The sequence below is a fragment of the Mediterraneibacter gnavus ATCC 29149 genome, from assembly GCF_008121495.1.
Classification (GTDB): domain Bacteria; phylum Bacillota; class Clostridia; order Lachnospirales; family Lachnospiraceae; genus Mediterraneibacter; species Mediterraneibacter gnavus.
On record NZ_CP043051.1, the window covers coordinates 2,920,779 to 2,947,458 of the forward strand.

24 protein-coding genes, 1 other RNA gene and 1 pseudogene are annotated in these 26,680 nt (G+C 43.7%); 18 read left to right on the forward strand and 8 right to left on the reverse strand.

Annotation, left to right across the window (positions count from 1 at the left end; all coding sequences use genetic code 11):
- Nucleotides 1–18 precede the first annotated feature (18 nt).
- A pseudogene (locus tag FXV78_RS14455) lies at nt 19–1,748 on the reverse strand (BlaR1 family beta-lactam sensor/signal transducer).
- 74 nt (nt 1,749–1,822) lie between these two features.
- On the reverse strand, nt 1,823–2,197 hold the full coding sequence (locus FXV78_RS14460) for a BlaI/MecI/CopY family transcriptional regulator (RefSeq protein WP_009244550.1): 375 nt from the start codon (nt 2,195–2,197) through the stop codon (nt 1,823–1,825).
- Between the two features lie 238 nt (nt 2,198–2,435).
- Between FXV78_RS14460 and FXV78_RS14465 the strand changes: the two genes are divergently transcribed.
- A complete protein-coding gene (locus FXV78_RS14465; protein ID WP_004843851.1) occupies nt 2,436–2,762 on the forward strand; it encodes a MazG nucleotide pyrophosphohydrolase domain-containing protein in 327 nt (108 codons plus the stop codon).
- 105 nt (nt 2,763–2,867) lie between these two features.
- On the opposite strand, the gene FXV78_RS14470 is transcribed toward FXV78_RS14465, so the two are convergent.
- Nucleotides 2,868–4,040 carry a ribose-phosphate pyrophosphokinase gene (locus FXV78_RS14470; RefSeq protein WP_022037832.1) on the reverse strand — a complete coding sequence of 391 codons (1,173 nt, stop codon included), beginning with the start codon at nt 4,038–4,040 and terminating at the stop codon, nt 2,868–2,870.
- Between the two features lie 227 nt (nt 4,041–4,267).
- Here FXV78_RS14470 and FXV78_RS14475 point away from each other — a divergent pair, with 227 nt between their 5' ends.
- The 10 genes from FXV78_RS14475 to FXV78_RS14520 all read left to right on the forward strand — a co-directional run bounded on the left by FXV78_RS14475 (nt 4,268) and on the right by FXV78_RS14520 (nt 13,924).
- Nucleotides 4,268–5,635 carry a radical SAM protein gene (locus FXV78_RS14475; RefSeq protein ID WP_039959943.1) on the forward strand — a complete coding sequence of 456 codons (1,368 nt, stop codon included), beginning with the start codon at nt 4,268–4,270 and terminating at the stop codon, nt 5,633–5,635.
- A 30-nt stretch (nt 5,636–5,665) separates the two neighbouring features.
- Complete coding sequence (der, locus tag FXV78_RS14480) at nt 5,666–6,994, forward strand: ribosome biogenesis GTPase Der (protein WP_024852426.1); 1,329 nt, start codon at nt 5,666–5,668, stop codon at nt 6,992–6,994.
- Between the two features lie 2 nt (nt 6,995–6,996).
- On the forward strand, nt 6,997–7,629 hold the full coding sequence (gene plsY / locus FXV78_RS14485; protein ID WP_004843846.1) for a glycerol-3-phosphate 1-O-acyltransferase PlsY: 633 nt from the start codon (nt 6,997–6,999) through the stop codon (nt 7,627–7,629).
- A gap of 24 nt (nt 7,630–7,653) precedes the next feature.
- A complete protein-coding gene (locus FXV78_RS14490; protein ID WP_004843845.1) occupies nt 7,654–8,676 on the forward strand; it encodes an NAD(P)H-dependent glycerol-3-phosphate dehydrogenase in 1,023 nt (340 codons plus the stop codon).
- An 86-nt stretch (nt 8,677–8,762) separates the two neighbouring features.
- Nucleotides 8,763–10,235 (forward strand): stage IV sporulation protein A, encoded by a 1,473-nt coding sequence (gene spoIVA, locus FXV78_RS14495; RefSeq protein ID WP_004843844.1) that lies wholly within the window; start codon nt 8,763–8,765, stop codon nt 10,233–10,235.
- A gap of 126 nt (nt 10,236–10,361) precedes the next feature.
- Entirely contained in the window at nt 10,362–10,826 is a 465-nt protein-coding gene (locus FXV78_RS14500) for a MogA/MoaB family molybdenum cofactor biosynthesis protein (protein ID WP_004843843.1), read from the forward strand.
- The gene (locus FXV78_RS14505) at nt 10,823–11,521 is read left to right on the forward strand and encodes an MBL fold metallo-hydrolase (protein ID WP_004843842.1); all 699 of its coding nucleotides are present in this window, start codon (nt 10,823–10,825) and stop codon (nt 11,519–11,521) included. Before FXV78_RS14500 ends, FXV78_RS14505 begins: the two co-directional genes overlap by 4 nt.
- Nucleotides 11,522–11,539: 18 nt before the next feature.
- An RNA gene (rnpB, locus tag FXV78_RS14510) (RNase P RNA component class A) lies at nt 11,540–11,891 on the forward strand.
- Nucleotides 11,892–11,957: 66 nt separating this feature from the next.
- Nucleotides 11,958–12,989, forward strand: coding sequence for a 3-deoxy-7-phosphoheptulonate synthase (locus FXV78_RS14515; protein WP_004843841.1), 1,032 nt, complete (start codon nt 11,958–11,960; stop codon nt 12,987–12,989).
- A gap of 14 nt (nt 12,990–13,003) precedes the next feature.
- On the forward strand, nt 13,004–13,924 hold the full coding sequence (locus FXV78_RS14520) for an aldo/keto reductase (RefSeq protein ID WP_009244556.1): 921 nt from the start codon (nt 13,004–13,006) through the stop codon (nt 13,922–13,924).
- A gap of 62 nt (nt 13,925–13,986) precedes the next feature.
- Here FXV78_RS14520 and FXV78_RS14525 read toward each other — a convergent pair whose 3' ends face one another.
- The 3 genes from FXV78_RS14525 to FXV78_RS14535 are packed head-to-tail and all read right to left on the reverse strand — an operon-like array spanning nt 13,987 to nt 15,966.
- On the reverse strand, nt 13,987–14,424 hold the full coding sequence (locus tag FXV78_RS14525; RefSeq protein ID WP_004843839.1) for an aspartate carbamoyltransferase regulatory subunit: 438 nt from the start codon (nt 14,422–14,424) through the stop codon (nt 13,987–13,989).
- Nucleotides 14,425–14,462: 38 nt separating this feature from the next.
- Entirely contained in the window at nt 14,463–15,383 is a 921-nt protein-coding gene (pyrB, locus tag FXV78_RS14530; RefSeq protein WP_039959940.1) for an aspartate carbamoyltransferase, read from the reverse strand.
- A 46-nt stretch (nt 15,384–15,429) separates the two neighbouring features.
- Complete coding sequence (locus FXV78_RS14535; protein WP_004843837.1) at nt 15,430–15,966, reverse strand: nitroreductase family protein; 537 nt, start codon at nt 15,964–15,966, stop codon at nt 15,430–15,432.
- A gap of 225 nt (nt 15,967–16,191) precedes the next feature.
- Between FXV78_RS14535 and FXV78_RS14540 the strand changes: the two genes are divergently transcribed.
- Both FXV78_RS14540 and FXV78_RS14545 read left to right on the forward strand, forming a co-directional pair.
- Nucleotides 16,192–18,213, forward strand: coding sequence for a purple acid phosphatase family protein (locus FXV78_RS14540; RefSeq protein WP_004843835.1), 2,022 nt, complete (start codon nt 16,192–16,194; stop codon nt 18,211–18,213).
- Nucleotides 18,200–19,372: a YibE/F family protein gene (locus tag FXV78_RS14545; RefSeq protein WP_004843834.1), complete on the forward strand. Its 1,173-nt coding sequence runs from the start codon at nt 18,200–18,202 to the stop codon at nt 19,370–19,372. Before FXV78_RS14540 ends, FXV78_RS14545 begins: the two co-directional genes overlap by 14 nt.
- On the opposite strand, the gene FXV78_RS14550 is transcribed toward FXV78_RS14545, so the two are convergent.
- The gene (locus FXV78_RS14550; protein ID WP_039959938.1) at nt 19,329–19,712 is read right to left on the reverse strand and encodes a putative ABC transporter permease; all 384 of its coding nucleotides are present in this window, start codon (nt 19,710–19,712) and stop codon (nt 19,329–19,331) included. The genes FXV78_RS14545 and FXV78_RS14550 overlap by 44 nt on opposite strands.
- A 117-nt stretch (nt 19,713–19,829) precedes the next feature.
- On the opposite strand from FXV78_RS14550, the gene pheA reads away from it, so the two are divergent.
- Genes pheA through FXV78_RS14565 form a run of 3 tightly spaced genes read left to right on the forward strand, consistent with a single transcriptional unit; the run spans nt 19,830 to nt 23,147 of the window.
- Nucleotides 19,830–20,960: a prephenate dehydratase gene (pheA, locus tag FXV78_RS14555; RefSeq protein ID WP_004843833.1), complete on the forward strand. Its 1,131-nt coding sequence runs from the start codon at nt 19,830–19,832 to the stop codon at nt 20,958–20,960.
- 24 nt (nt 20,961–20,984) lie between these two features.
- Nucleotides 20,985–22,277 (forward strand): ATP-binding protein, encoded by a 1,293-nt coding sequence (locus tag FXV78_RS14560; RefSeq protein WP_004843832.1) that lies wholly within the window; start codon nt 20,985–20,987, stop codon nt 22,275–22,277.
- A 33-nt stretch (nt 22,278–22,310) separates the two neighbouring features.
- Complete coding sequence (locus tag FXV78_RS14565; protein ID WP_004843831.1) at nt 22,311–23,147, forward strand: DUF6612 family protein; 837 nt, start codon at nt 22,311–22,313, stop codon at nt 23,145–23,147.
- A 77-nt stretch (nt 23,148–23,224) separates the two neighbouring features.
- Here FXV78_RS14565 and FXV78_RS14570 read toward each other — a convergent pair whose 3' ends face one another.
- Nucleotides 23,225–24,964, reverse strand: a complete 1,740-nt coding sequence (locus tag FXV78_RS14570; RefSeq protein ID WP_004843830.1) for an Rqc2 family fibronectin-binding protein — start codon at nt 24,962–24,964, stop codon at nt 23,225–23,227.
- A 168-nt stretch (nt 24,965–25,132) separates the two neighbouring features.
- Here FXV78_RS14570 and FXV78_RS14575 point away from each other — a divergent pair, with 168 nt between their 5' ends.
- Nucleotides 25,133–26,011, forward strand: a complete 879-nt coding sequence (locus FXV78_RS14575) for a YicC/YloC family endoribonuclease (protein WP_009244567.1) — start codon at nt 25,133–25,135, stop codon at nt 26,009–26,011.
- A gap of 29 nt (nt 26,012–26,040) precedes the next feature.
- Nucleotides 26,041–26,679 (forward strand): guanylate kinase, encoded by a 639-nt coding sequence (gene gmk / locus FXV78_RS14580; protein WP_004843828.1) that lies wholly within the window; start codon nt 26,041–26,043, stop codon nt 26,677–26,679.
- Nucleotide 26,680: the final 1 nt, after the last annotated feature.

Below are 26,680 nucleotides of genomic sequence, written 5' to 3' on the forward strand. Positions count from 1 at the left end.
TGTCGGTTCTTTCGCTTTTTATTTCCCAATATTTAATTCCGAGAGCACAGAAGTTGTGATTTCGGTTGCTTTACTTCCGGTAGTTTCGGTTTCTCCCTGAATATTTGTTGCAAAATAATATACATTGTCTGCGGTTTCCAAAAAACCGATAAACCAGCCATTTACATCTTTTCCCTCAATCCGCCCAGTTCCGGTTTTTCCATAAAGAGAACTTTTGGAACCGGAAGAGAGAAGGATGGAATTTTTGACAGCGTCTATATTTTGTGGAGCAAATTGAAACTCGTTGTCATGGAATTTTTTTAACAGGTTGACCTGCTCAATCGGAGAGATTTTTAAAGATAAATCTGTCCAGTATAAGTCGATGTCTGAACCGGTCTGTTGATTTCCGTATTGAATCTTCTGTAAAATGATTTTACAGAGTGAAATCCTAATTGTGAATCAATGGATTGAAAGTACCAGTTCACAGAGTTTTTCATGGCAGAAGATAAGGTCTGATTGGCTTCCCATGCATCGAATGGATAATCTTCGCCATTCCAGGTCATATCTGAATCTTCAGGAGTGATGATACCGGATTCTAAACCGAGTAAGGCATCGTATATCTTGTAAGTAGAGTTTGGGGCGATTCGTTCTTTGGCATTTTCGATGTTAAAAATATTCCAGGCGTTTTGATTTGTATCATATAAAACGAAACTGCCTTGATAGCCATTGAAATGATTGGAAAGATCAATGGTGGAAATATTTTTCATATCGTTTGGCAATCGGTATTCATTTTGCGGAGAACCTGCGGCAGCCAGTACAGGTGCATAGCTCAATGATAGAAATGCAATGAGGATATAAATGAGAAATCCCCGCGCTTTTCCCCGTTTTGTTTCTTTTTGAAAGGCAGCGATATTGAGAATCCTCCGTGTAATCTGCTTCATACTTCCACTCATCCCGGTTGCATAAGGAAAAGGAATGTGAGAAATTTTTTCGGCAAAATTGATCAGTGTGTTTCCATAGGCCTGATAATCTGTTTCGTCAAGAAGATGCAGCACAGCCGAATCACAGGAAAGTTCACGATCACATCGCATTTCCTTTAAGGCATACCAGACAAAAGGATTAAACCAATATAGAATACCAGCCAAATTCATAAGGAAAACAATGCGCGTATCTTTTTGACGGCAATGCTGTAATTCATGCAAAAGCATGAAGCGCATATCCTTTGCATTAAAATCTGAAATCAAATGAATCGGAAGGTAAATGCGAGGGTGTATGAGCCCCACAGTAACAGGTGATTTCAAAAATGCGGTACTGTATATCGGGATTTTCTTTTTGCAATGCATCTCTTTACAACAGTTTTCATAGAGCCGTTTTACTTGTTGATTTTGTAATGGCAGTGCAGATTGTTCCAAAGTGCGGAGCCTTAAAAAAGAACGTGCAGCTAAAACGGACATTGTGACAGCACCGACAGCCCATAAACTAAAAAGGAGTAAGTGAACAGGAGATGATGTTTTACTGCTGATTGAGACTGCAAAATCATTTACTATTCCAATGGTAGAATTTTCTCCTATGAAAACCTGTCCATCAGGGACAGAGAGAAAAAGTCTTTTCGGAAAATCTGAAAGGTGCAAGGCTGGAAATTTCTGCAAGATAGAGAAAATGTTTGCAGGTAAAAAAGGGACAGCCATGAAACTGAGCAGAAGAAACCAAAGGCGATACTGCATGCGGGCAGATAAACATTTCCGCAATAAGTGTTTTATGCCTGTCATGATTCCAATGAAAATGGAAATAAAAATATTGCATATTAAAAAATGGATTCCAAAATCAAACAAATAAATTCCTCCTATTCGTGAGTATCAGAGAGAAGATGACGCAAGGTATCAAGTTCTGTTTTGGATAATTTATCATCTTCTAAGTAAGAGGTAAGCATAGAAACGATGTTTCCATTGTAATATTTGTTTAAAAAAGAATTGCTTTCCTGACGGATATATTCAGTTTCCGGAACTAAAGGGGTATATACAAAGACTCTGCTTTGTTTTTCATAAGTAAGCGCTTTTTTTGTTACAAGCCGCTTCAACATTGTTTGTATTGTCTTTGGACTCCAGTCGGTTGTCTGAGTCAGTTTTTCAGTCACTTCATTTGTACTGATGGGAGCATACTTCCAAATGACCTTCATCACTTCAAATTCAGCTTCAGAAATTTGTGGCAGTTTACTCATATTCATTCCTCCAAGTCTTACATATGTAATAAAAATATTATAAGGGGATTTTATAAGAAAGTCAAACAATGAAAAATATTGACAGAAAATCTTACGTCTGTAATAATATAAATGTTATGAATGTCATTTCCCGATTTTGCAGGGCGGTGTCTGCAGCTTCATATCCAGCTTTATGATGTGTAAGCCCATCTTACAAACAGGGACACAAAGCGCGAAATAAGAAATTCAGGAGGTCGCTATGAGTAATTTTTCAATAAATGAAATGCAGTCAATGCAGAAGGAATTACAAGATAAATATAAAGAGAAGTGGGAAAGAATCTGTCCGGAGACCGGCAAAAATAAGTTTTTATGGATGATAGGTGAAATAGGAGAAGTCATTGATATTATAAAGAAAAATGGGGATAAAAGCGCAGTTGCGGACAGTTCTGTCAGAGAACATCTTATAGAAGAAATGGCGGATGTCCTGATGTATTATAATGATGTGATGTTATGCTATGGGATCACCGAAGACGAACTCAAACAAGCTTATATCGAAAAGTTTCAAAAAAACATGAAACGCTGGTAAATTCCAGGGGTGCTGTGAAGGGATTTGAACGAAAAAGTTGATAGAAAATATAAACTCCGGAAAGAAGTCAAAAATTCTCTCCGGAGTTTATGCGTTCTGTTTTATCTATACCTGATGATATTTCTGGAGCAGTTTATGGATCTTATCTGTTGGATTCATAACAGCACCGATTGTCAGATCGTGATTCAGGGAATCAATGATTAGAGCCAGGAATTTACTCATGTCTGCCTTGACAAAGTATTCTCTTTCGTCTACAGCAGGCGGCAGATATGTCAGGTTGGTTGTTACGACTTTATCAAGATATCCCTTTTTGTAGTATTCATCGAATTTTTCAAATCCGTCTGTGAACAGTCCGAATGTGGTGCATACGAATACGCGGGCTGCGTTGCGGTCTTTTAATTTCTTTGCAACATCCAGCATACTTTCACCGGAGGAGATCATATCATCCACGATGATCACATCTTTGCCTGCCACATCATCTCCGAGGAATTCATGTGCTACGATCGGATTCTTTCCATTTACGATAGTAGAGTAGTCTCTTCTCTTATAAAACATACCCATATCCACTCCAAGCACGTTGGAGAAGTATACAGCACGGTGCATTGCTCCTTCGTCAGGGCTGACGATCATCAGATGGTCTTTGCTGACTTTCAGATCCGGAACTGCACGGAAGAGTGCTTTCATAAACTGATACTGAGGAGTAAAGTTGTCGAATCCGCTCAGAGGAATCGCATTCTGTACACGCGGGTCATGTGCATCAAATGTCAGAATGTTTGCAACGCCCATATCTTTTAATTCTTCCAATGCCAGAGCACAGTCCAGAGATTCTCTTTTGGTTCTCTTATGCTGACGGCTCTCGTAAAGGAATGGCATGATGACATTGACGCGGTGTGCTTTTCCGGTAGACGCTGCAATGACACGCTTGATATCCTGAAAATGATCGTCCGGAGACATGTGGTTGAGGTGTCCGTTGACAGAGTAAGTCAGACTGTAGTTGCATACATCTGACATAATGAAGAGATCAGTTCCCCGGATGGTCTCTTTGATCACACCTTTTGCTTCTCCGCTTCCGAAACGCGGGCAGTTACATTCTACCAGATAGTTATTTGTGCGGTAATTCACATACAATGGGGACTCTGTCACCTCATTGATGGTGTTTTCACGGAAAGATACGATATAGTCGTTGACTTTCTGTGCCAGTTCTTTACAGCTTTCCAATGCTGCAAGTTTCAATGGAGCAACTGGAAGGGTTTTTTCCAATAATTCAATATTTGCCATGATTTTCTCCTGTGTTTTCGTTTTTCCATATCCGACCTCCGGATATGCGATTTCATATATCGTTATATCATTTTTTGCAGGGAAATTCAAGCATGGCTTTGCTATAGAAGAAAATTATGCTATACTGGTACTGTTAATATGCCAGAAGTATGAGCAGACAGGAACTTTGTTTCGGTAAAAAGCAGGAGACAAAGTCTAAAAATAGAAGAAGTACAAGGAGTTTGAAAATGAAAAAGCACGAGCATATTGTGAAGTCTCTGATGCCCGGCGGGATTGGAGAAGAACTGGGGATCGAGCCGGGAGATAAGCTGCTTGCCATCAACGGAAATGAGATACAGGATGTATTTGACTATTATTACTATGAAGAGAGTGAACAGCTTCTGCTTCTGATCGAGAAGCCGGACGGGGAAGAATGGGAGCTGGAGATTGAGAAGGATGAGGATGAAAGTCTGGGAATCGAGTTTGACCAGAGTCTGATGGATGAGTACCGTTCCTGCAGAAATAAATGTATGTTCTGTTTCATTGACCAGATGCCAAAGGGAATGCGGGAGACACTATATTTTAAAGACGATGATTCCCGTTTGTCATTTTTGCAGGGCAATTATATTACGTTGACCAATATGAGTGATCATGATGTGGAGCGTATTGTAAAGTACCGTCTGGAGCCAATCAATATTTCGTTCCAGACGACAAATCCCGAACTTCGCTGCAAGATGCTGCACAACCGGTTTGCGGGAGAGGCGCTGAAAAAAGTAGATATTCTCTACCGGGGACAGATTGAGATGAATGGGCAGATCGTTCTCTGCAAGGGAGTAAATGACGGAGAAGAGCTGGAGCGGACGATCCGGGATCTGACAGGATATCTGCCGTATTTAAAGAGTGTTTCGATCGTTCCGGTAGGACTGACAAAATATCGGGACGGACTGTATCCTCTGGAGCCGTTTACAAAAGAAGATGCCAGGGAGGTGCTTTCTGTCATCCACCGCTGGCAGGAGAAGATCTATCAGGAGCATGGGATCCACATGATCCATGCGGGAGACGAGTGGTATGTGCTGGCAGAGGAGGAAGTGCCGGAGGAAGCGCGATATGACGGCTACCTGCAGCTGGAGAACGGTGTGGGAATGATGCGTCTGTTGTTCAACGAAGTACAGGAGGCGCTCTCTGCCGTGACAGGCGATGGAAGGCAGCGGGAGATTTCTCTGGCTACGGGACGTCTGATGTATCCTTATATCGGAAAAATTCTGGAGGAGATCAGAAAGAAATTCCCGAATATCACCACACATTTATATGCGATCCGCAATGACTTTTTTGGAGAGCGGATCACAGTATCAGGTCTGATCACAGGGCAGGATCTGACGGGACAGCTGAAAGGACAGCCTCTCGGGGAGAGACTTCTGCTTCCGTGTAATATGCTGAAGATCGGAGAACCGGTCTTTCTGGATGATTTTACGCTGGAGGAAGTGGAGAATTCTTTACAAGTGAAGACAGATATTGTAAAATCAAGCGGGCAGGATCTGCTGGATGCAGTGATCGGTGTTTATGAGAATGATGATTTCAGCACGGACAGAAGAAGAGGCAGATTTCAGGAAATGTAAGATTGAATGGAGAGAAAGGTAGTTGAAAATATGAGTAAACCAGTAGTAGCGATTGTAGGAAGACCGAATGTGGGAAAGTCTACACTGTTTAATACATTAGCCGGGGAGCGGATTTCGATCGTAAAAGACACTCCGGGTGTAACAAGAGACCGTATTTATGCGGATGTATCATGGTTGGACAAAGAATTTACGATGATCGATACCGGCGGAATTGAGCCGGACAGCAGCGATATCATTCTTTCGCAGATGAGAGAGCAGGCGCAGATTGCCATTGATACGGCAGATGTCATTGTGTTTATTACCGATGTGCGTCAGGGGCTTGTGGATGCAGATTCCAAAGTGGCAGATATGCTCAGACGTTCTAAAAAACCAGTTGTGCTTGTTGTCAACAAGGTGGATAATTTTGATAAATTTATGCCGGACGTGTATGAGTTCTATAATCTTGGGATCGGGGATCCGGTTCCGATCTCTGCGGCGTCCAGACTGGGAATCGGTGATATGCTGGATGAAGTGGTTTCGCATTTTCCGGAAGGAGCAGGAGAGACCGAAGAGGACGAGCGTCCGAAGATCGCCATTGTCGGAAAGCCGAATGTGGGAAAATCTTCGATCGTCAATAAGCTTCTCGGAGAAAATCGTGTGATCGTATCAGATATCGCGGGCACCACAAGAGATGCCATTGATACGGCAATCAAACACGAGGACAGAGAATATATTTTTATCGATACCGCGGGACTGCGAAGAAAAAATAAGATCAAGGAAGAGCTGGAGAGATTCAGTATCATTCGTACTGTAACGGCAGTAGAGAGAGCGGATGTGGTGCTGATGGTGATCGATGCCACAGAAGGGGTTACAGAGCAGGATGCCAAGATTGCCGGGATCGCACATGAGCGCGGAAAGGGTGTGATCATCGTTGTAAACAAATGGGATGCCATTGAGAAGAATGACAAGACCATGAAACAATATGAAAATGATATCCGGACGACACTTGCGTATATGCCATACGCAGAGATCATGTATGTTTCTGCAAAAACAGGACAGCGTCTGAATAAACTGTATGATATGATCGATATGGTCATTGACAGCCAGACACTTCGGATTCAGACCGGTGTGCTCAATGAGATTATGATGGAGGCCGTTGCCATGCAGCAGCCGCCGTCAGACAAGGGAAAACGTCTGAAGCTTTACTATATCACCCAGGTATCGGTAAAACCACCGACCTTTGTAATCTTTGTAAATGACAAAGAACTGATGCATTTTTCTTATACCCGTTATCTGGAAAACAAGATCCGGGAAGCGTTCGGGTTCAGGGGAACGTCTCTGAAATTCTTTATCCGGGAGAGAAAGGAAAAGGATCAGTAGATATGGAACGAATTATCTGTCTTATCATAGGATATGCGTTCGGTCTGTTTCAGACCGGATATTTTGTGGGGAAACTCAATCATGTGGACATCAGAAAAACAGGAAGCGGAAACTCGGGTTCTACGAATGCACTGCGTGTGCTTGGAGTAAAAGCCGGACTGATGACGTTTGCGGGAGATGTTTTAAAATGTGTCCTGCCAATTCTTCTGGTGCGCCAGATCTTCAGTGGCAGCGATTGTCTGCCGCTGCTTGCGATGTATACAGGAGCAGGTGCCACACTTGGACATAATTATCCGTTTTATCTGAAATTTAAAGGCGGAAAAGGGATTGCGGTTCTGGCCGGGCTTGTGCTTTCCACCAAGCTCTGGATGGTCCCGATCCCACTTGCTGCATTTATTTTTGTGGTGGCAGTCACCCGCTATGTTTCCGCAGGGTCACTTCTGGTAACAATTATTTTTCTTGCAGAGGTGATATGTTTCGGGCAGATGGGGGGATTTGCGATGGCGCAGCCTTATGTGTACGAATTATATCTGGTGACGTTTTTACTGATGGCACTGGCATGGTGGAGGCATCGTGCAAATATAAAGAGACTGTTGAATGGAACAGAGAACAAAATCGGGTTTTCTAAAAAATAGAGACGATTAAAAAGGAGGCAGAATATGGCAAATATAGGTGTGTTGGGAGCGGGAAGCTGGGGAACGGCACTCTCCGTCCTGCTGCATGATAACGGAAATCAGGCAACGATCTGGTCGATCGATCCCGCCGAGATAGAGATGCTGTCAAAAGAAAGAGAGCATAAGACAAAGCTGCCGGGGGTGCACATCTCCGAGGAAATTCAGATTACCGGAGAGATACAAGAGGCAATCCTGGGAAAAGACTTTCTTGTCTTGGCAGTTCCGTCTCCGTTTACAAGAGCGACTGCGAAAAAGATGAGTCCATATGTGGCAGAAGGGCAAATAATCGTGGATGTGGCAAAAGGGATCGAAGAGACCACATTGATGACACTTTCCGGGCAGATCAAAGAAGAGATTCCGCAGGCGGATGTAGCAGTTCTTTCCGGACCGAGCCACGCGGAAGAGGTCGGAAGAAAGCTGCCGACAACCTGTGTGATCGGTGCGACGACAAGAAAGACGGCTGAGTACCTGCAGTCTGCATTTATGAGTAAGGTGTTCCGTGTCTATACAAGTCCGGATATTCTGGGGATTGAGCTGGGAGGATCATTGAAAAACGTGATCGCTCTGGCAGCGGGAATTGCAGACGGACTTGGTTATGGAGATAACACAAAAGCTGCGCTGATCACTCGAGGAATTGCGGAAATTGCGCGTTTGGGCGTAAAAATGGGCGGAAAGCTCGAGACATTTACCGGGCTGACCGGAATCGGAGATCTGATCGTGACCTGCGCAAGTGTACACAGCCGAAACCGCAGAGCCGGATATCTTATGGGACAGGGGAAGACTATGCAGGAGGCCATGGATGAAGTACAGATGGTAGTCGAAGGTGTGTATTCTGCAAAGGCAGCCAGAAAGCTGGCAGAGAAATATGAGGTGTCCATGCCGATTGTGGAGCAGATCAATGAAGTACTGTTTGAAAACAAGAGTGCTGCACAGGCAGTGGATGAACTGATGCTTCGAGAATCAAAAAGTGAGCATTCCGTGCTGCCGTGGCCGGATGAGACAGTATAGTTTTTTTTAATTCAAGAGAACAGAGCCGGAATAATCCCCTTTGTTTCTGCATAGATTGGTATCAGCAGAACAAGGGGGTATTTTTTATGGATGCATTTCAGGTATACAAGGATATGAAAGCAAGAACCAACGGGGAAATCTATATTGGAGTTGTAGGTCCGGTTCGGACAGGCAAGTCAACATTTATCAAGCGGTTCATGGATCTTCTCGTGCTGCCGAATATGACGGATGAACATGCAAAAGAGCGGACAAAAGACGAACTTCCGCAGTCAGCTTCCGGAACAACGATCATGACAACAGAGCCGAAATTTGTTCCGAAAGATGCGGCATCTGTCAGACTGTCCGAAGACGTGGAAGTTAAGATCCGACTGATCGACTGTGTCGGATATATGGTAGACGGGGCGAGCGGTCATATAGAAAACGATGTGGAACGTCAGGTGAAAACGCCATGGTTTGAACATGAGATCCCCTTTACAAAAGCGGCAGCGATCGGGACACAGAAGGTGATTCATGACCATGCGACAATTGGGCTGGTTATCACAACAGATGGAAGTATCGGAGAGCTTCCGAGAGAAAATTATATTTTGGCAGAAGAAAAGACCATTCAGGAATTGAAATCCATCGGAAAGCCGTTTCTGATCCTTTTGAACACACAGAAGCCATACAGCGAAGAAACAAAAAGTCTTCAGGGGAAAATGGAGGAAAAGTACGGAGTATCTGTTCTTGCGGTCAACTGTGCGCAGCTTCGGACAGAAGATATTAATCAGATCATGCGGCAGGTGTTGTATGAGTTTCCAATTTCAGAAGCAGAATTTTATATTCCGAAGTGGGTGGAAATGCTGCCAAAGGATCACCCGGTAAAAAGCGAGGTGCTCTCCAGTGTAAGAAATCTGCTGGATGGAATGGATGACATTCGAAGTGTGGCAGAGGCGGTACCGGTAAGTGACAGCGAGTACATAGAGAAGATCAGGATCTCTCAGATTGAAATGGATACGGGAATCGTAAAGATCCAGATGGACTTGAAGGAGAAGTATTATTATGAGGTGCTCAGTGAACTGACAGGGACGAAGATTCAGGGAGAATATGAACTGATCGCAGCGATGAAAGAACTTGCCGCAATGAAAGAGGAATATACACAGATCAAAGATGCGTTTGCCGATGTGAAAATGAAAGGATACGGTGTAGTTAGCCCGAAGAAAGAGGAAATTCTGTTAGATGAGCCTGCGATCATCAAACAGGGCAGTAAATATGGTGTGAAGATCAGATCAGAGGCTCCGTCTGTTCATATGATCCGTGCCAATATTGAGACTGAGATCGCACCGATCGTGGGAAGTGAAAAGCAGGCACAGGATCTGGTGGAATATATCAAAGCAGAGAGTGAGACTCCGGAGGGAGTATGGGGAACCAACATATTTGGAAAATCTGTAGAAGAGCTGGTGCTGGATGGGATGCGCAATAAGATCAATATGATCAACGAGGAGAGTCAGGTGAAGCTCCAGGATACGATGCAGAAGATCGTCAATGACAGTAATGGAGGGCTGGTCTGCATTATTATCTGATTTTTTTGTTTTTTTCTGCCGGATGCTTGGACTCTTATTCTCAGATGTGGTACAATAAAGCGGCGGAGTGTTCTCTGCATTACAGAATTTAGTTGAGACCGGAGTACAAGAAAGGGGTACGAATCTATGAAAGCGGCTATTTTTACGTTGGATACAGAAAGTTATAAAGCAAGAAAGGCAAGTGCGGCAGGGATGGTTTTAAAGAAACTGCTGGAACAGTCCGGGTTTGAGACTGCTGCCGTGCGTGTGATCCCGAAAGACCGGAAAGTGGCGGCATCGGTATTAAAAAGAGTGGCAGAGGAGCAGACCGCAGAGTTGGTTCTGACAACAGGAGCAGCAGGACATCTCGAGAGCGACTGTGCTCCATATGCACTGATGGATGTGGCAGAACGCCTTCTTCCGGGGATCCCGGAGACACTGCGTGCATTCCGCAACCGGGATTCTCTGCAGGCGGTTCTGGACTGCAGTGCGGCAGGTGTGTGCAAAAAGACGCTGATGGTAAATCTTCCGGGAGATGCCAAAGAGGCAAAGGAAGCACTGGAATTTATTCTTCCGGAATTAAAACGTGCGATTGAGATGTTGAACGTATGATGCGGGTGACATATCTCGGACACAGTGGATTTCTTCTGGAGATGGAGGATGCCCTGCTTTTGTTTGATTATTATCAGGGCAGTCTCCCCGAAATGGATCCGGAAAAAACATTGTTTGTATTTGTGAGTCATGTACATTATGATCATTATAATCCGGACATTTTGAAATTGCGCCGTCAGAGACAGAACATCTGGTATCTTTTTTCTGATGATGTGCCGATGCCGGATGAACAGAAACAGGTAATCCGGCTGTCGCCCGAAGAAGAGAGGCGTGTGAATGGCATCCGGGTGCGTACACTGCCATCTACAGATGAAGGAGTCGCATTCTGGATAGAATATCAGGGAATCGTGATTTATCACGCAGGAGATTTGAACTGGTGGCACTGGGAAGGAGAACCAAAGTCGTATAACGAGCAGATGAGAGCGGATTATCAGAAGGCGATTGGAGAGCTTCCGGATCAGCCGATCGATGTTGCATTTGTGCCGGCGGATCTCCGTCTGGGTGAGCAGTATGTCTGGGGACTGGACTATTTTATGCGTCATACAGACACGAAAAATGTGTTCCCGATGCATTTCTGGGGATCCTATGAAGTGTTTGACAGGCTTTTTCACGAACCGTGTACAACAGAATATAGAAGCAGAATCCGAGAGATTCAGACAGAAGGACAGGTGTTTGACATTCAGAGTCAGACATAGTATAATGAAGAACAGTGTTAAGTAAGACAGACAATCGCGGCTGCATGCGCCGAAAGGCCGCAGACGAGGAAAGTCCGGGCTTCGCAGGGCAGGATGCCGGATAACGTCCGGTGGAGGTGACTCCAAGGCCAGTGCAACAGAAATAAACCGCCTGTATTTTGTGCAGGTAAGGGTGGAAAGGCAGTGTAAGAGACTACCGCCCTTCTGGTAACAGAAGGGGCACATGTAAACCCCATCCGAAGCAAGACCGAATAAAAGCTATGCGGCTGCCCGTCGCGCTTTAGGTAGGTTGCTTGAACCTGACGGCAACGTCAGGTCTAGATAGATGATTGTCCAATGACATAACCCGGCTTATCGTTTTGCTTAATTTGATGCTGTCGCTTTGCGGCAGCATTTTGCATATGAACAGAGATTTTATACAAGGCAGGAAAAGAGTATGGGAATGAGAATCAATACAACGCTGCCGCTTCCGGCAGAATTGAAAGCAGAGTATCCGCTTTCAAAGGAACTTACAGAAATCAAGAAAAAAAGGGATGCTGAAATCCGGGACATTTTTACAGGAAAGTCAGACAAGTTTGTCGTGATCGTAGGGCCATGTTCCGCAGACAATGAAGATTCCGTGTGTGAATATATAAGCAGGCTGGCAAAAGTGAATGAAAAAGTATCAGACCGCCTGATGATTATTCCGCGGATCTACACGAACAAACCAAGGACAACAGGTGAGGGATATAAAGGAATGCTTCATCAGCCAAAACCGGATCAGGCGCCGGATCTGCTGGCTGGAATTATTGCGATCCGTAAGATGCATATCCGTGCCATAGAAGAAAGCGGACTGACAAGCGCGGATGAGATGCTGTATCCGGAGAACAGAAGCTATCTGGATGATATCTTATCTTATGAGGCAATCGGGGCGCGTTCTGTTGAAAACCAGCAACACAGACTGACGGCCAGCGGTATGGATATTCCGGTGGGGATGAAAAATCCGACCAGTGGTGATTTTTCTGTGATGCTCAACTCTGTGATCGCGGCACAGAGTTCCCATACTTTTATTTACAGAGGCATGGATGTAACGACAGATGGAAACGATCTGGCACATGTGATTCTGCGCGGCGGAGTGGACAAGTATGGTACTTGTAATCCAAATTATCACTATGAGGATCTGATCCGTCTTCAGGCGATGTATGGAGAGAAACATCTGGCCAATCCGGCAGCGATCGTCGATGCCAATCATTCAAATTCCAACAAGCAGTTCAAAGAGCAGATCCGCATTGTCAGTGAGGTGCTTCACAGCCGGAATTACAATACAAAATTAAAAGAGCTGATCAAAGGTGTGATGATTGAAAGTTATCTGGAAGAAGGATGTCAGAGTATCGGGGCAGACCAGATTTACGGAAAGTCCATTACAGACCCGTGTCTTGGATGGGAAGATACAGAGCGATTGATTTATAAAATAGCAGAAGAGTGCTAGAAGGGAGGCACATGATGAGAAGGCAGATGCTTGGAAAAAGTATGCTGGAAGTTCCGGTAGTTGCAGCTGGATGTATGCGTATTCAGGGAATGGATGAGACAGAGGTGGATGAGTATATCCATACCTGTCTGGAACTGGGAATTCAGTTTTTTGATCATGCGGATATTTATGGAAAAGGGGCATGCGAATCTCTGTTCGGACGTGTATTCGAGCAGACAGAATTTCGCAGAGAAGATATCATCCTGCAGTCTAAATGCGGGATTGTACCGGGTGTGATGTATGACTTTTCCAAAGAACATATTTTGCAGTCGGTAGAGGAATCTCTCCGCAGGCTGCGTACTGATTATCTGGATATCCTGCTTCTTCACAGACCGGATGCACTGATGGAGCCGGAAGAAGTGGCAGAAGCATTTGATCTGTTGGAGGGATCCGGAAAGGTGAGACATTTCGGTGTTTCCAATCATACGCCGATGCAGATCCAGCTTTTGAAAAAATGTGTGAGACAGGATCTTCTTGTCAATCAGCTTCAGTTCAGTATTCCGTTTTCTAACATGGTTGCATCAGGACTTGAGGCAAATATGCTGACAGATGGTGCCGTCAACCGAGACAACAGCGTGCTGGATTTTTGCAGACTGCATGATATGACGATTCAGGCATGGTCTCCGTTCCAGTATGGATTTTTCGAAGGGGTATTTGTTGACAGTGAGAAATATCCGGAATTAAATCAGGTGCTGGCGGATCTTGCGGAAAAATATGGGACAACAAAGACTGGTATCGCATCTGCATGGATATTCAGACATCCGGCAAAGATTCAGATGGTAGCAGGTACGACCAATCTGAAGCGATTGCGGGAGATCGCGCTGGCGGCAGATATCCGGCTGACCAGAGAAGAATGGTATCAGTTATATTTAAGTGCGGGACATATACTGCCATAGAATTTTGAGATAAATAACGGGAACGTGATCTGTAAAAACCACGTTCCCGTTTGTTTTTTTGTTTATCTTCCGGAATACTTTTCCTCACAGTATTTACAACGATATACCTGGTTTTCTTCATCTGTCAGGACAAAGATGTGATCCAGTTCCTGTTCGATGGATGTGATACATCTTGGATTTTTGCAGCGGATCACATTGGTGATCTCTTTTGGAAGTCTTAGGATTTTTTTGTCGACGACCTGTTCATTGGAGATAATATTGACTGTGATATTGTGGTCGATAAATCCGAGAATATCAAGGTCCATAAAATCGATCGGACACTCGATCTTCATGATGTCTTTTTTTCCCATTTTACTGCTGCGGGCATTTTTGATGATCGCAACACAGCAGTCCAGTTTATCGAGGTGAAGATATTTGTAAATATCCATACTTTTTCCTGCTTCGATGTGATCCAGAACAAAACCTTCAGAAATACGTCCTACGTTCAATGTATTTTTCAAATTAGATACCTTCTTTCTTTATGCGAAACAAATTTTTGTTACTCTACATGAATATCAAGCAGTGTCAGAATCAGTGCCATACGTACATAAACACCATACTGTACCTGTCTGAAATAAGCTGCTCGCGGATCATCGTCTACTTCCACAGAAATCTCGTTGACACGTGGCAGTGGATGCAGTACAAACATATCGGAAGGAGCCAGCTGCATTTTCTTTTTGTCCAGGATATAGAAATCTTTCATGCGGACATAATCTTCTTCGTTGAAGAAACGTTCTTTTTGTACACGTGTCATGTATAGGATATCAAGTTCCGGCATGGCGTCTTCCAGACGGACAACTTCCTTGTATTCGATATGGTTTTTATCCAGAACATCCTGACGGATATAGCTTGGAAGACGTAATTCTTCCGGTGAGATCAAAACAAATTTGATTCCCTCATAGCGCACCAGAGCGTGGATCAGAGAATGTACGGTACGTCCGAATTTTAAGTCTCCGCAAAGTCCGATCGTCATATGATCAAGGCGTCCTTTTACGGAACGGATAGTCAAAAGGTCAGTCAGTGTCTGGGTTGGATGCTGATGTCCTCCGTCTCCTGCGTTGATGACAGGAATGGAAGCGTGCTTACAGGCAACCATCGGCGCTCCTTCCTTTGGATGGCGCATAGCAACGATATCTGCATAACAAGAAACGGTGCGGATCGTATCTGAAACACTCTCTCCTTTTGAGGCAGAGCTGGAATCTGCGGAAGAAAATCCCATGATGCTTCCGCCCAGATTGAGCATCGCAGCCTCATGGCTTAAACGTGTACGCGTACTTGGTTCATAAAATAAAGTAGCCAGCTTCTTCCCTTCACATGCATGTGCATATTTTTCCGGGTGTTTTTCAATGTCTCCCGCCAGATTTAACAGTGTTTCCAGTTCCTCTACAGAAAAATCCAGAGGACTCATCAAATGTCTCATATGTAACCTCCTTGTAAATCAGATCTTGTTTGAGAGCAGAATCTGATTATCGATATTGTAATAAATCTTCAACAGTTTTGCGTTTTGGTGCAGATGGCTCGATATCAGGATATCCAAGTGCAATCAATGCAGCCAGTTCCCGTTCCTTTGGAATGTCCAGAAGACTGGAAATTCCACTCTCATCAAATACGCCCATAATGACAGTACCCAGTCCGTATTCGTGCGCAGCCAGACAGAACGTCTGACAGGCCACACCGGCATCAAACATCTGCCAGCGGTCTTTTTTTCCAGTGGTATAAGAGCCGTCGCGCTCAAAACCGCACCGTCCCTTGATATAAGTGACAGCAATCAAAACCGGTGTCTGGCGGATGATATCTGAATTGTAAGATGGGGTAAAGTCATCAGCAATTTTTCCCAGAAGGGAAGGATCCTCAATTGCGATATAACGGGTAATCTGAGTATTTTTCCAGGATGGGGAAAAAGAAGCTGCGGAAACGATCTCTTCAATCAATGAATGCTTAACAGAATCCGGTTTGAATCTGCGGATGCTTCTGCGGCTTTTGATACAATCAACTGTATTCATTTCGATGTACCTCCCTATGCAAAATCTCTTCAATCATCATATACTAAACTGTGAGTTTTTTCAACAGAGAATTCATATGAAAATTAAGAAAGAAGCAGAAAAAATCTGGACAGAAAGCGTAAATTGTAATTTAAAATTTGTTAATGGTTTGTAAAGAAGCTTAAAACAAAAAAATCAGGTGTTATAATACCAATGCAAAAGTGAAAAAAGAAGGAGAAATGTAAAATGAAGAAGAGAGTCATTGCGGTGTTGATTTCCGCCATACTGCTTTACCAGCCATTATCAGTATCTGCAGCAGCAGCTCCAGATGGAATGACAGACGCAAGCAAAACACCAGCGGCACAAAACGGGGCATGGGATGCATGGTGTGAGGAATGGGAAACAATAAAAACAGACTGGACACAGGTCGCCATGTCACCTGGATCCGATGAAACAGAAATGAATTTTGCATGGTATACGAAAGAAGGGGAAGAGGCATCCTTTGTATATGGACAGACTCCGGATCTAAGCGATGGGCAAAGTGCAGCAGTATCAGAAAGTCCGGCGCAGACAGGTTATAAGAGCAGCAAAGTGGTGATAAAGGATTTGAAGCCCGGAACTACGTACTATTATCAGGTGAGCGGAAAAGAGATTTGCTCCTTTACTACGGATGCAGATACAAGTTCCTTTTCCTTTATTTTCGTAGGAGATCCGCAGATTGGTTCTTCCAATCCGGAAAAAGCAAAGACTCCGGAGGATATTTTAAAACCATCCTTTGCGGCAGCACAGTCAGAAGCAGTTAGAAATGATACCTTTAACTGGAATGATACATTGACAAAAGCATATGAAAAAACAAACAGATTGGCATCCTTTGTTCTTTCTTCTGGGGATCAGATTCAGACAAATGCCAAAAAAGTGCAGGATACAACAATCAGTGAGGTAGAATATGCAGGATATTTGAGTCCGGATCTTATGAAAAGTGTACCCGTCGCAACAACGGTAGGAAATCATGATGCAGACAATGCCAATTATACGTATCATTTTAATCCGGCAAACAGCAGTTCTCTTGGCGACAATGGAACAGTAGGCGGAGATTATTACTACACATATGGGGACGCCCTGTTTATGATTTTAAATACGCAGGATACAAATGTGGAGGAACATCGTCAGTTTATTGAATCCACAGTAGCGGCAAATACAGATTGCAAATGGAAAATAGTAACACTTCATCAGGATATTTATGGATCTGCAGAACATTCCAATGAACCAGAAATCACCAATTTGCGTTATAGTCTGGTGCCTGTGTTTGAACAAAATGATATTGATCTGGTGTTGGCAGGACATGATCACGCATATTCCAGAACAAAAATGTTAGAAGGCGGTCAGTTCAAAATGGAATATTCGGATGATGAATTTGAAGAACAGTTGGAAAAAGATATGGATGCGGGAGAAAATCCTGATACACTTTATGAGGCACCGGGAAATATTTCAGAAGATACACAGGATGAGGGCGAACAAAAATATCTGAAATATCTGCATGCGGTGATGGATGAGGAAGCAGTAATGGAATTGACAGAGAATCAGGAAACGGCGGTAAATTCTGATGGAATCATGTATCTGACAGCAGGATCTTCATCAGGAAGTAAATATTATGATCTGGTACCTCGCCAACAGACTTATATTGCCAACAGATGGCAGCAGGATGTTCCGACTTATTCGGTAGTAGACATTACGGAAACAACATTGACAGTGAATACATATCGCACAGATACACAGGAACCGATCGATACACAGTTTATGCTTGTGAAATCAGTTGATCATGGACAGCTTTCCGCGTTAATTGAAGAAGCTGGGAGTAAAAATCCAGAAGAATATACAACCGAGAGTTATCAAACAATGCAGCAGGCTCTGGAAGGCGCCAGAACTGTAAATGCAGATCCGGCAGCAGATACGGCAACACTGACAAATGCATATACTGCATTGAAAACAGCATTGGATCAGTTGGAGATGAAACATCAGGAAAATTTAAACCCACCGTCATCCAGTGATTCACCGGACAATGGACAGTCACAAAACGGAGGTACAAGTGGTTCTATGAGCGACCAGACTACGCATACAGAAGGTATCAATAAAAAACCAGTGACTTCACAAACAACGGTAAAAACAGGAGACGCTGTACCGATTGCAGGGGTAGTGATCGTGATGTTAACAGCGTTACTTTGCGGAGGCGGAGTGCTCGTGGCTCGGAGAAAGCGTGACCAAAAATGAATTGGCTGAAAAAGGGAGAAGGCAGTTTATCATTTTCGGAATTACGATTCTGTTTGCTGCATTTTTGATACAGTTAAATCAAGTGGAACGGGAAGGGCTGTATGAAACAGAAGGAAAAACCTTTGAAAAAGCAAAAGTAGTGGAGATAAAAAAAGATAATACAACAGAGTCGGGAAATCAGATTGGAAATCAACTGGTTTCCCTTCGATTATTAAGTGGCAAGTTTCGTGGAACAGTTGTGGAGGCTGTCAGTTCTTCAGGTTATCTTTACGGAACACATTGTGAAAAGGGCATGAAGGTGATCGCGGAAGTGAATGAAGGGGAAGATTCGTTGTATGTTACCGTCTACAGTTATGACCGTACGGCAATTTTGTGTATGATTGTTTTGCTGTTTTTGCTGACCTTAAGTCTGATCGGAGGGAGAAAAGGAGTCTATTCCGTTGTCGCTTTGATTTTTACATTTGTATGTATTGTATTTCTATTTTTGCCACTTATCTACAGAGGGGTATCTCCTGTTTGGGCAGCAGTGCTGGTTGCAATTCTGACGACGGTTGTGACTATGTATTTACTGGGAGGGATTTCAAGTAAAAGTGTGACTGCTGTGGTCGGCACAGTACTGGGGGTTGGAATTTCAGGGATACTGGCAATTCTGTTTGGAAAATGGACACATATTTCCGGATATAATGTTGCAGATATTGAGCAGTTGACGTATGTAGGTCAGACAACGAATATTAAAATTGGAGAATTGTTGTATGCGGGCATTTTGATTTCGGCACTGGGGGCTGTTATGGATGTTGCGATGTCAATAGCGTCTACTATTAATGAAATCCACTTTCGCAATCCACTGCTTTCTGCAAGGGAATTATTTTTTTCGGGGATACGGGTTGGAAAAGATATGATGGGGACAATGTCAAATACACTGATTTTAGCTTTTACAGGTACGTCGATTAATACGTTAGTATTTTTGTATGTGTATAACTATTCCACAACGCAGATCATCAATATGTATTCCATAGGAATCGAGTTAATTCAGGGAATTGCTTCCACAATGGGAGTGATATTGACGATTCCATTGGTTTCATTACTTAGTGCATGGCATTTAAAACGGAAAGAAATTAAAATTTTTTCAAAAATTTTTCAAAGAACAGGCCGGCGGTAAACCAAAGCGGCGCATAATCAAGACGGATGACCCCTTTGATATTGAATTTTGCACGACTGTAATCCCAGGGACAGATCCGGTGTTTCTTTAAAAACAGACCGGATAAAAATTCCCCGGCAAAAATAAAAGCAGTGTAGATACTGCCGCGCAGAAGGGTATTTTTTGTCTTTAATTTCTGGGAGAGCGGGGAGAAAATACATGCCATTCCATAGATTGGAAACATCCAGATGGAGGTTCTTCCTGCAAGTGTATAATCTTTGGAGAAAAAGGAGTGAAGTCCTGTAAACAAAATTTCCATGCACCAGCCGAGGGTGCCGCATAAAATAAATTTTTTCTTCATAACAACAGACTGCCCATTTTAGAGCGGATTTATGCAGTTAGAAATCAGGTATTGTACAATCGGAAAAAAATGTATTATAATACAGCTTAAGTTTGAAAGGACAAGGAGAGAAGAAAAATGGCGACATTGGAAGAACTCAGGGAGAAGCTGGATGGGATCGATGATCAGATCGCAAAGCTGTATGAAGAAAGAATGAAAGTCTGCGAGGATGTTGGAAGATTTAAAGTCGGCGCAGGGCGAAAAGTGTTTGACCGTCAAAGAGAACATGAAAAACTTCTGGATGTGGCATCCAAGGTGAACGGTGAGTTTAACAAGAAGGGGATTCAGGAGCTGTACGCACAGCTGATGAGTATGAGCCGGAAATTGCAGTATCAGCAGCTTGTGGAGGCGGGTGCACTGGGAAGACTTCCGTTTATTGAGATGGAGTTGCTTGATAAGCAGAATGTCCGTGTCGTATTTCAGGGTGTGGAAGGAGCTTATAGTCAGGCTGCCATGAAGAAATATTTTCCGGACAATGAGAACAATTTTCATGTGACGACTTTCCGGGAAGCCATGGAGGCAATCGAGGAGGGGGCGGCAGATTTTGCAGTTCTTCCGATTGAAAATTCTTCTGCTGGAGCAGTCAATGAAGTATATGATCTGTTGGTAGAGTTTGAAAATTATATTGTGGGAGAGACGTTTCTTCCAATCGAAAATACGCTGGCAGGCCTTCCTGGAACCACACTCTCTCAGATTGAGCGTGTGTACTCTAAGGCAGAAGCTCTGATGCAGACAAGCCGTTTCCTGGAAAAGCATGGAGACTGGCAGCAGATCAGTGTGTCCAATACAGCGGCAGCGGCAAAAAAAGTCCTAAAAGAGCAGGATCACTCGCAGGCGGCAGTGTGCAGTGCATATGCAGCACAGGTATACGGACTTTCTGTTCTGGCAGAGGATATTAATGATGAGACTAATAATGTGACACGGTTTATCATTGTTACGAATCAGAAGATTTTTACGCCGGATGCATCGAAAATCAGTATTTGTTTTGAACTTCCGCACCAGAGTGGATCACTGTATCAGATTTTGTCGCATTTTATTTACAATGACCTGAACATGACAAAGATTGAATCCCGTCCGGTGGAAGGGAAAAGCTGGGAGTATCGTTTCTTTGTGGATTTCGAAGGAAATCTCGAACAGCCGGGTGTGAAAAATGCGATCCGGGGGCTCAGAGAAGAAGCGCGGAACTTGAAGATTTTAGGAAATTATTGATGAGTATGAGGGAGGAACAGGAAGATGCGTACCAATGAACTGATCTTATATAAAAATATGGAATACGAAGAGTTACTTTTGGATATGACATTTCTGATGGAACATTATGATAATGAATACTATAATCAGGAGGATTTAAAAGGACTGCTTTTTTCCTGTATGAATGAATTGCTGGAACTCTCAGAGTGTCACGGGTTTTTCGGAAATCTCTGGCATACCTTCCTGACTTTCCTGCTGGCAAATGATGAAAATGCTTACAGTACCTCCTGCGAGATCACGGGAGAGACAAAAGGAAGCCTGAATCTGGCGGCAGAGCATGATTTTTGGATTTTTAAAGAATTATTCGATTATGATTTCACTGCATTGATGCGGGTATTGGATGCAGGCTGTTTTTCCCTTCTTCTGGACTATGAAAATACACAGGATGACAGGATTGTTTTTAATAAACGAATCCGTGACAGAATCTGTAATCTGAGCAGGGAGCTGGAGCAGGCAGAGGACGTACAGTCGTTTAAGCAGTGCGTGACGGAGTTTTATCGGGAGTTTGGAGTCGGAAAGCTGGGACTGCACAAAGCGTTTCGCGTGGAACATACCAAAGACGGAGCAGCGGAAATCGTTCCAATCACGAACATTGCTCATGTGCATCTGAATGATCTCGTAGGATATGAGGCAGAAAAGCAAAAGCTGATTGATAATACCAAAGCGTTTGTAGAGGGAAAAAGAGCCAATAACTGTCTGCTCTACGGAGATGCAGGGACAGGAAAATCATCTTCCATCAAAGCAATTTTAAATCAGTATTATGATCAGGGGCTTCGCATGATCGAAGTATATAAGCATCAGTTTCAGGATCTGAACGAGGTGATTGCCCAGATTAAAAATAGAAACTATAAATTTATTATTTACATGGATGATCTCTCTTTTGAAGAATTTGAAATCGAATATAAGTATCTGAAAGCCGTGATCGAAGGAGGTCTGGAGAAAAAACCGGACAATATTCTGATCTATGCAACTTCCAACAGAAGGCATCTGGTGAGGGAGACTTTCCGTGACAAACAGGATCGGGATGAAGAACTGCATACAAACGATACGGTGCAGGAAAAACTGTCTCTTGTGGCAAGATTCGGTGTCAAGATTTATTTTGCCTCTCCGGCTAAAAAGGCATTCCAGAAGATCGTGACAGAACTGGCAAAGCGGAACCATATTTCCATGCCGGAAGAAGAACTTTTATTGGAAGTCAATAAATGGGAACTGAGTCACGGGGGAATGTCGGGAAGAACTGCACAGCAGTTTATTGATTACCTTCTTGGGAAGGAATAACCGCATCAGGCGGAAAAAGAAAAGGAATTTGGTATGACAGGAAAGAAACGGATGCGCCGTCTTGCATTGACAGGCGCACTGCTGATGCTGTGCACAAATACGGCGGCAGGATGCAGACAGCAGGAAAAGCAGGAAGTAACACCAGAAGTATTGATGGATGCGGTAGACAAAAATATGAAAGAAGTCAATTCGGCATCCAGTTCACTGGAAATCGAGGTGGAGTTGGAGGATGTGCTGGATCATACCAGAATCCGAATGGATATGGACATGGAGAACACGGTAAGCCCCAGAGCAGGACACGCAAAGGGGAGGGCGGAAGTGAAGCTAAATGATAATCTGGTCTCTAGTAATATGGAAATCTACCAGGTGGAAGAAGGCGATAAGTATGTGACGTACAGTAGTCTTTACGAGCAGTGGTCGAGGACAGAGAGTGAAAACAGCTCCTCTTCCAGTGGTACAGAAACAGATTTTTTCCAGAGTGCAAGAGCGGAAATCGAAGATTTTACGCTTGCAAAGCAGCCGGTAAAGGTCCGGGAAAAGACGTGCTATGAAATCTACGGGGATATGCAGGGAAAGAAGCTGATGGATTTTCTTGGGGAGGAGATGATTCAGGCCTACGGTCTTGTGGATCTGCTGGATCAGGATGCGCTGGATACACTGGAGATTCCGGTTACGGTGGATATTTACAAAAAAGAAAAGCTGCCGGCAAGGATCATCGTGGATATGACAGATGTGATGGATGAATTATACCAAAGCTTCGGGAAAACAACTAATGTGAATTTTTATAATATTGAACTGGTGTATAACGGATATGATAATGTGGGACAGATTCAGGTTCCTGAAGATGTGAAGCAAGCAGTCAATGGATAAGAATACTCTTTTATTATAGAAAAATAGATGGATGCCCCTGGTAACGAAATCTGTACCAGGGGCATTTTGAATGCATTTTAATCAGAAATTTCTTTTAAGTCGCCGATATCACTGTCGATGATCAGCGAATAATTGGTATAATATACGACAAAGCCGGGTTTTGCACCCTTTGGTTTTTTGACATGTTTTTTCTCAATATAGTCAATCTCTACTTTTTCTCCGCCCCGGGCCTTGGAATAGTAAGCGGCAAGCCGTCCGGCCTCTTCAAATGTACGGTCCGGAAGCTCATCTCCGTTGGTGCGGACAACAACATGAGATCCGGGAGTATTTTTTGCATGGAACCACCAGTCATTGCCGACTGCAAATTCGAAGGTCAGCCAGTCGTTCTGCAGGTTATTCTTTCCGACATAAATATGATATCCGTCACTGGAAAGATAGTGCAGTGGTTTGTTTTTGATCTTTACTTTTTTCTTGGTGAATTTGCGGCGCATATAACCGGAATGAATCAGCTCTTCCTTGATCTCTGCAAGATCCTCCTCACTGAGTGCGATATCCAGAGCAGTGCTGACGGATTCCAGGTATGTGATGTCTTCTTTTGTTTCTTCGGTCAGCGCGGATAATGCTTCAAAGGTACGTTTTTGTTTGTTATATTTTTCGAAATAGCGCTGTGCATTTTCCAACGGAGTTTTTGTGGTATCCAATGGGATTTTTACCATTTCATTGTTGTAGTAATTCAAAGCCTCCAGTACTTTTGCACCTGGTTCCAGATTATAGCCGTAAGTATGGATCAGTTCGCCGTATACTTTGTATTTGTCCCGATCCTCGGTATCGGATAACTGCCGCATCTGCAGAGCATATTTTTTTCTGGCGCGTTCCAGAGCGGTCTGTACGATATGGCGCAGATCAGCAGATTTCTGGCGGATACGGGTAATCTGGTTTTTGGTTGCATAATAAGTCTCCAACACGTGTGAGATGGAAGAAAAAGTTTCTCTGTGGTATGCATGCAAATGCTCCAGCCCAAGGGATGCAAATTCCTTTGGCTCTTTTCCGTCATAGTATACAGACGGGGAGAATTGACCTTCCCTGACTGCGGAGAGATAAATACAAAACTGATTGTAAAAGTGTACACAGACATCTGCGGAAAGCTCTGAGGCCGGAAGCCTTGAATCTATACTGGAAAGAAAACAGATCTCCTCAGCAGTGACGGGACTGATCCCGGTAAAGCTGGTGTAGATTGCCTTGGATACCGGCATTGGCTTTGCACGAAGCAGGGTATGGAACTCGGCTTCTGAAATTGTGAGCGGATCTGCTTTTTCCATGGTGTCCGGGATGAAATAGTCCCGTCCGGGCAGCACTTCCCGGACAGAACTCATCTGGGCGGAGACATGTTTGATGCTGTCAATGATCGTTCCGTCTGAAGTACAGAAAATAATATTGCTGTGTTTGCCCATGATCTCCACGATCAGATCCTTGCGGCAAAGATCGCCAAGCTCATCCAGATGCTCGATTGTAAAATGAATGATCCGTTCTAGTTTGGGCTGCCAGATATCCACGATCCTGCCGTTTGCAATGTGCTTTCTCAAAAGCATACAGAAATTGGGAGCAGTCATGGGACTTGGTTTATTCGCGTCAGTGAGATATATGAGCGGAAGAGATGCACTTGCAGAAATGGAAAGCCGTCTCTGTCCCTTAGGGGATTTGATCGTCAGCAGAAGCTCGTCTGCCTCCGGCTGTGCGATCTTTGCAATTCTTCCGTTTAAAAGCTGTTCTTTTAATTCGTGGACCAGATTGGCCACGACAATTCCGTCAAAAGCCATAAAAAAATCCTTTCTTTTGGTTGGTTTCGTTTAACTTGATTATTGTATCACAGAATTCGGACAAGTGGTACCTGAAATCGGGAATTTCTGGAGTGAAAGCTTGACCAAACAGCATAAATAAGAGTATACTGGTAACAGAATTTCAAGAAAATGACAGAGGACAAAGACATGATAAAAAGTATGACAGGTTTTGGACGATGTGAAATTCAAAAAGAGTCCAGAAAATTTACGGTAGAGTTAAAAAGTGTGAACCACAGATATCTGGATGTAAATATCCGGATGCCGAAAAAGCTGAATTTTTTTGAGACGGCGATCCGTACGCTTTTAAAGCAGTATGCCAACCGTGGGAAGGTAGACATTTTTATTTCCTGTGAGGATTTGTCACAGCAGCAGATGATGCTGAAGTATAATGCTGCACTGGCAGCGGAATATATGCGTTATTTCCGTCAGATGAGCGAGGAGTTTCACATTGCAAATGATGTGAAAGTATCTGCATTGTCCCACTATCCGGAGGTACTTACAATGGAAGAGCAGACAGAGGATGAAGAGATTCTCTGGAGCGGGCTCAAAGAGGCGCTGGAGGGAGCGTTTGGACAGTTTGTGGAAACCAGAGTTTTGGAAGGTTCTCACTTAAAAGAAGATATCCTTCAGAAGCTCTCCGGTATGGAATCACTTGTGGAACAGGTGGAAGCACGTTCTCCTCAGATTGTGGCAGAGTATCGTGCAAAGCTGGAAGAAAAAGTAAAAGAATTACTTGCGGACGCGCAGGTTGAAGAGAGCCGGATTGCAGCGGAAGTGATTCTGTTTGCGGACAAGATCTGTACGGATGAAGAAGTTGTTCGTTTGAAAAGTCATATCGCACATATGAGAAATACACTGGAAGAGTCGGAGGGAATCGGGCGTAAGCTGGATTTCATCGCACAGGAGATGAACCGGGAGGCGAATACGATTTTATCCAAGGCGAATGATCTGGAAGTTTCGAATTATGCCATCGGACTAAAGACAGAGATTGAAAAAATCAGAGAACAGATACAAAATATTGAATAACCAGGAGATAAAGGAGAAATTTTAAAGAGATGAATCAGAGAGGGATTTTGATCGTTGTATCCGGATTTTCAGGGGCAGGAAAAGGAACACTGATGAAAGAATTGATGAAGCGTTATGAGGAAACTTATGCACTTTCTGTTTCTGCCACCACACGAAATCCAAGAGAAGGAGAAGTGGATGGAAGGGAATATTTTTTCAAAACAACCGAAGAATTTGAAAAAATGATTGCGAAAGAAGAGCTGATAGAGTATGCTAGATACGTGGAAAATTATTATGGAACACCGCGTACCTATGTAGAACAGCAGCTGGAAGCGGGAAAAGATGTGATTCTGGAGATTGAGATTCAGGGAGCGCTCAAGGTAAAGGAACGCTTTCCGGACACATTGCTTTTGTTTGTGACGCCGCCGTCTGCCAAAGAGCTGCGCAGACGTCTGGTCGGAAGAGGGACAGAGACCATGGAGGTGATCGAGTCCAGACTGGCAAGGGCAGTGGAGGAGTCAGAGTACATGGATCAGTATGATTATCTGGTGATTAATGATGATCTGGATGTCTGTGTATCCGAGATGCATAAGATCATCCAGGGAGAGCATCAAAGAAGTTTCCGTAATGAGAGCTTTATTCAGAGTATGAAACAGGATTTAAAAGGGAATGTGAAAGGAGACAGATAGA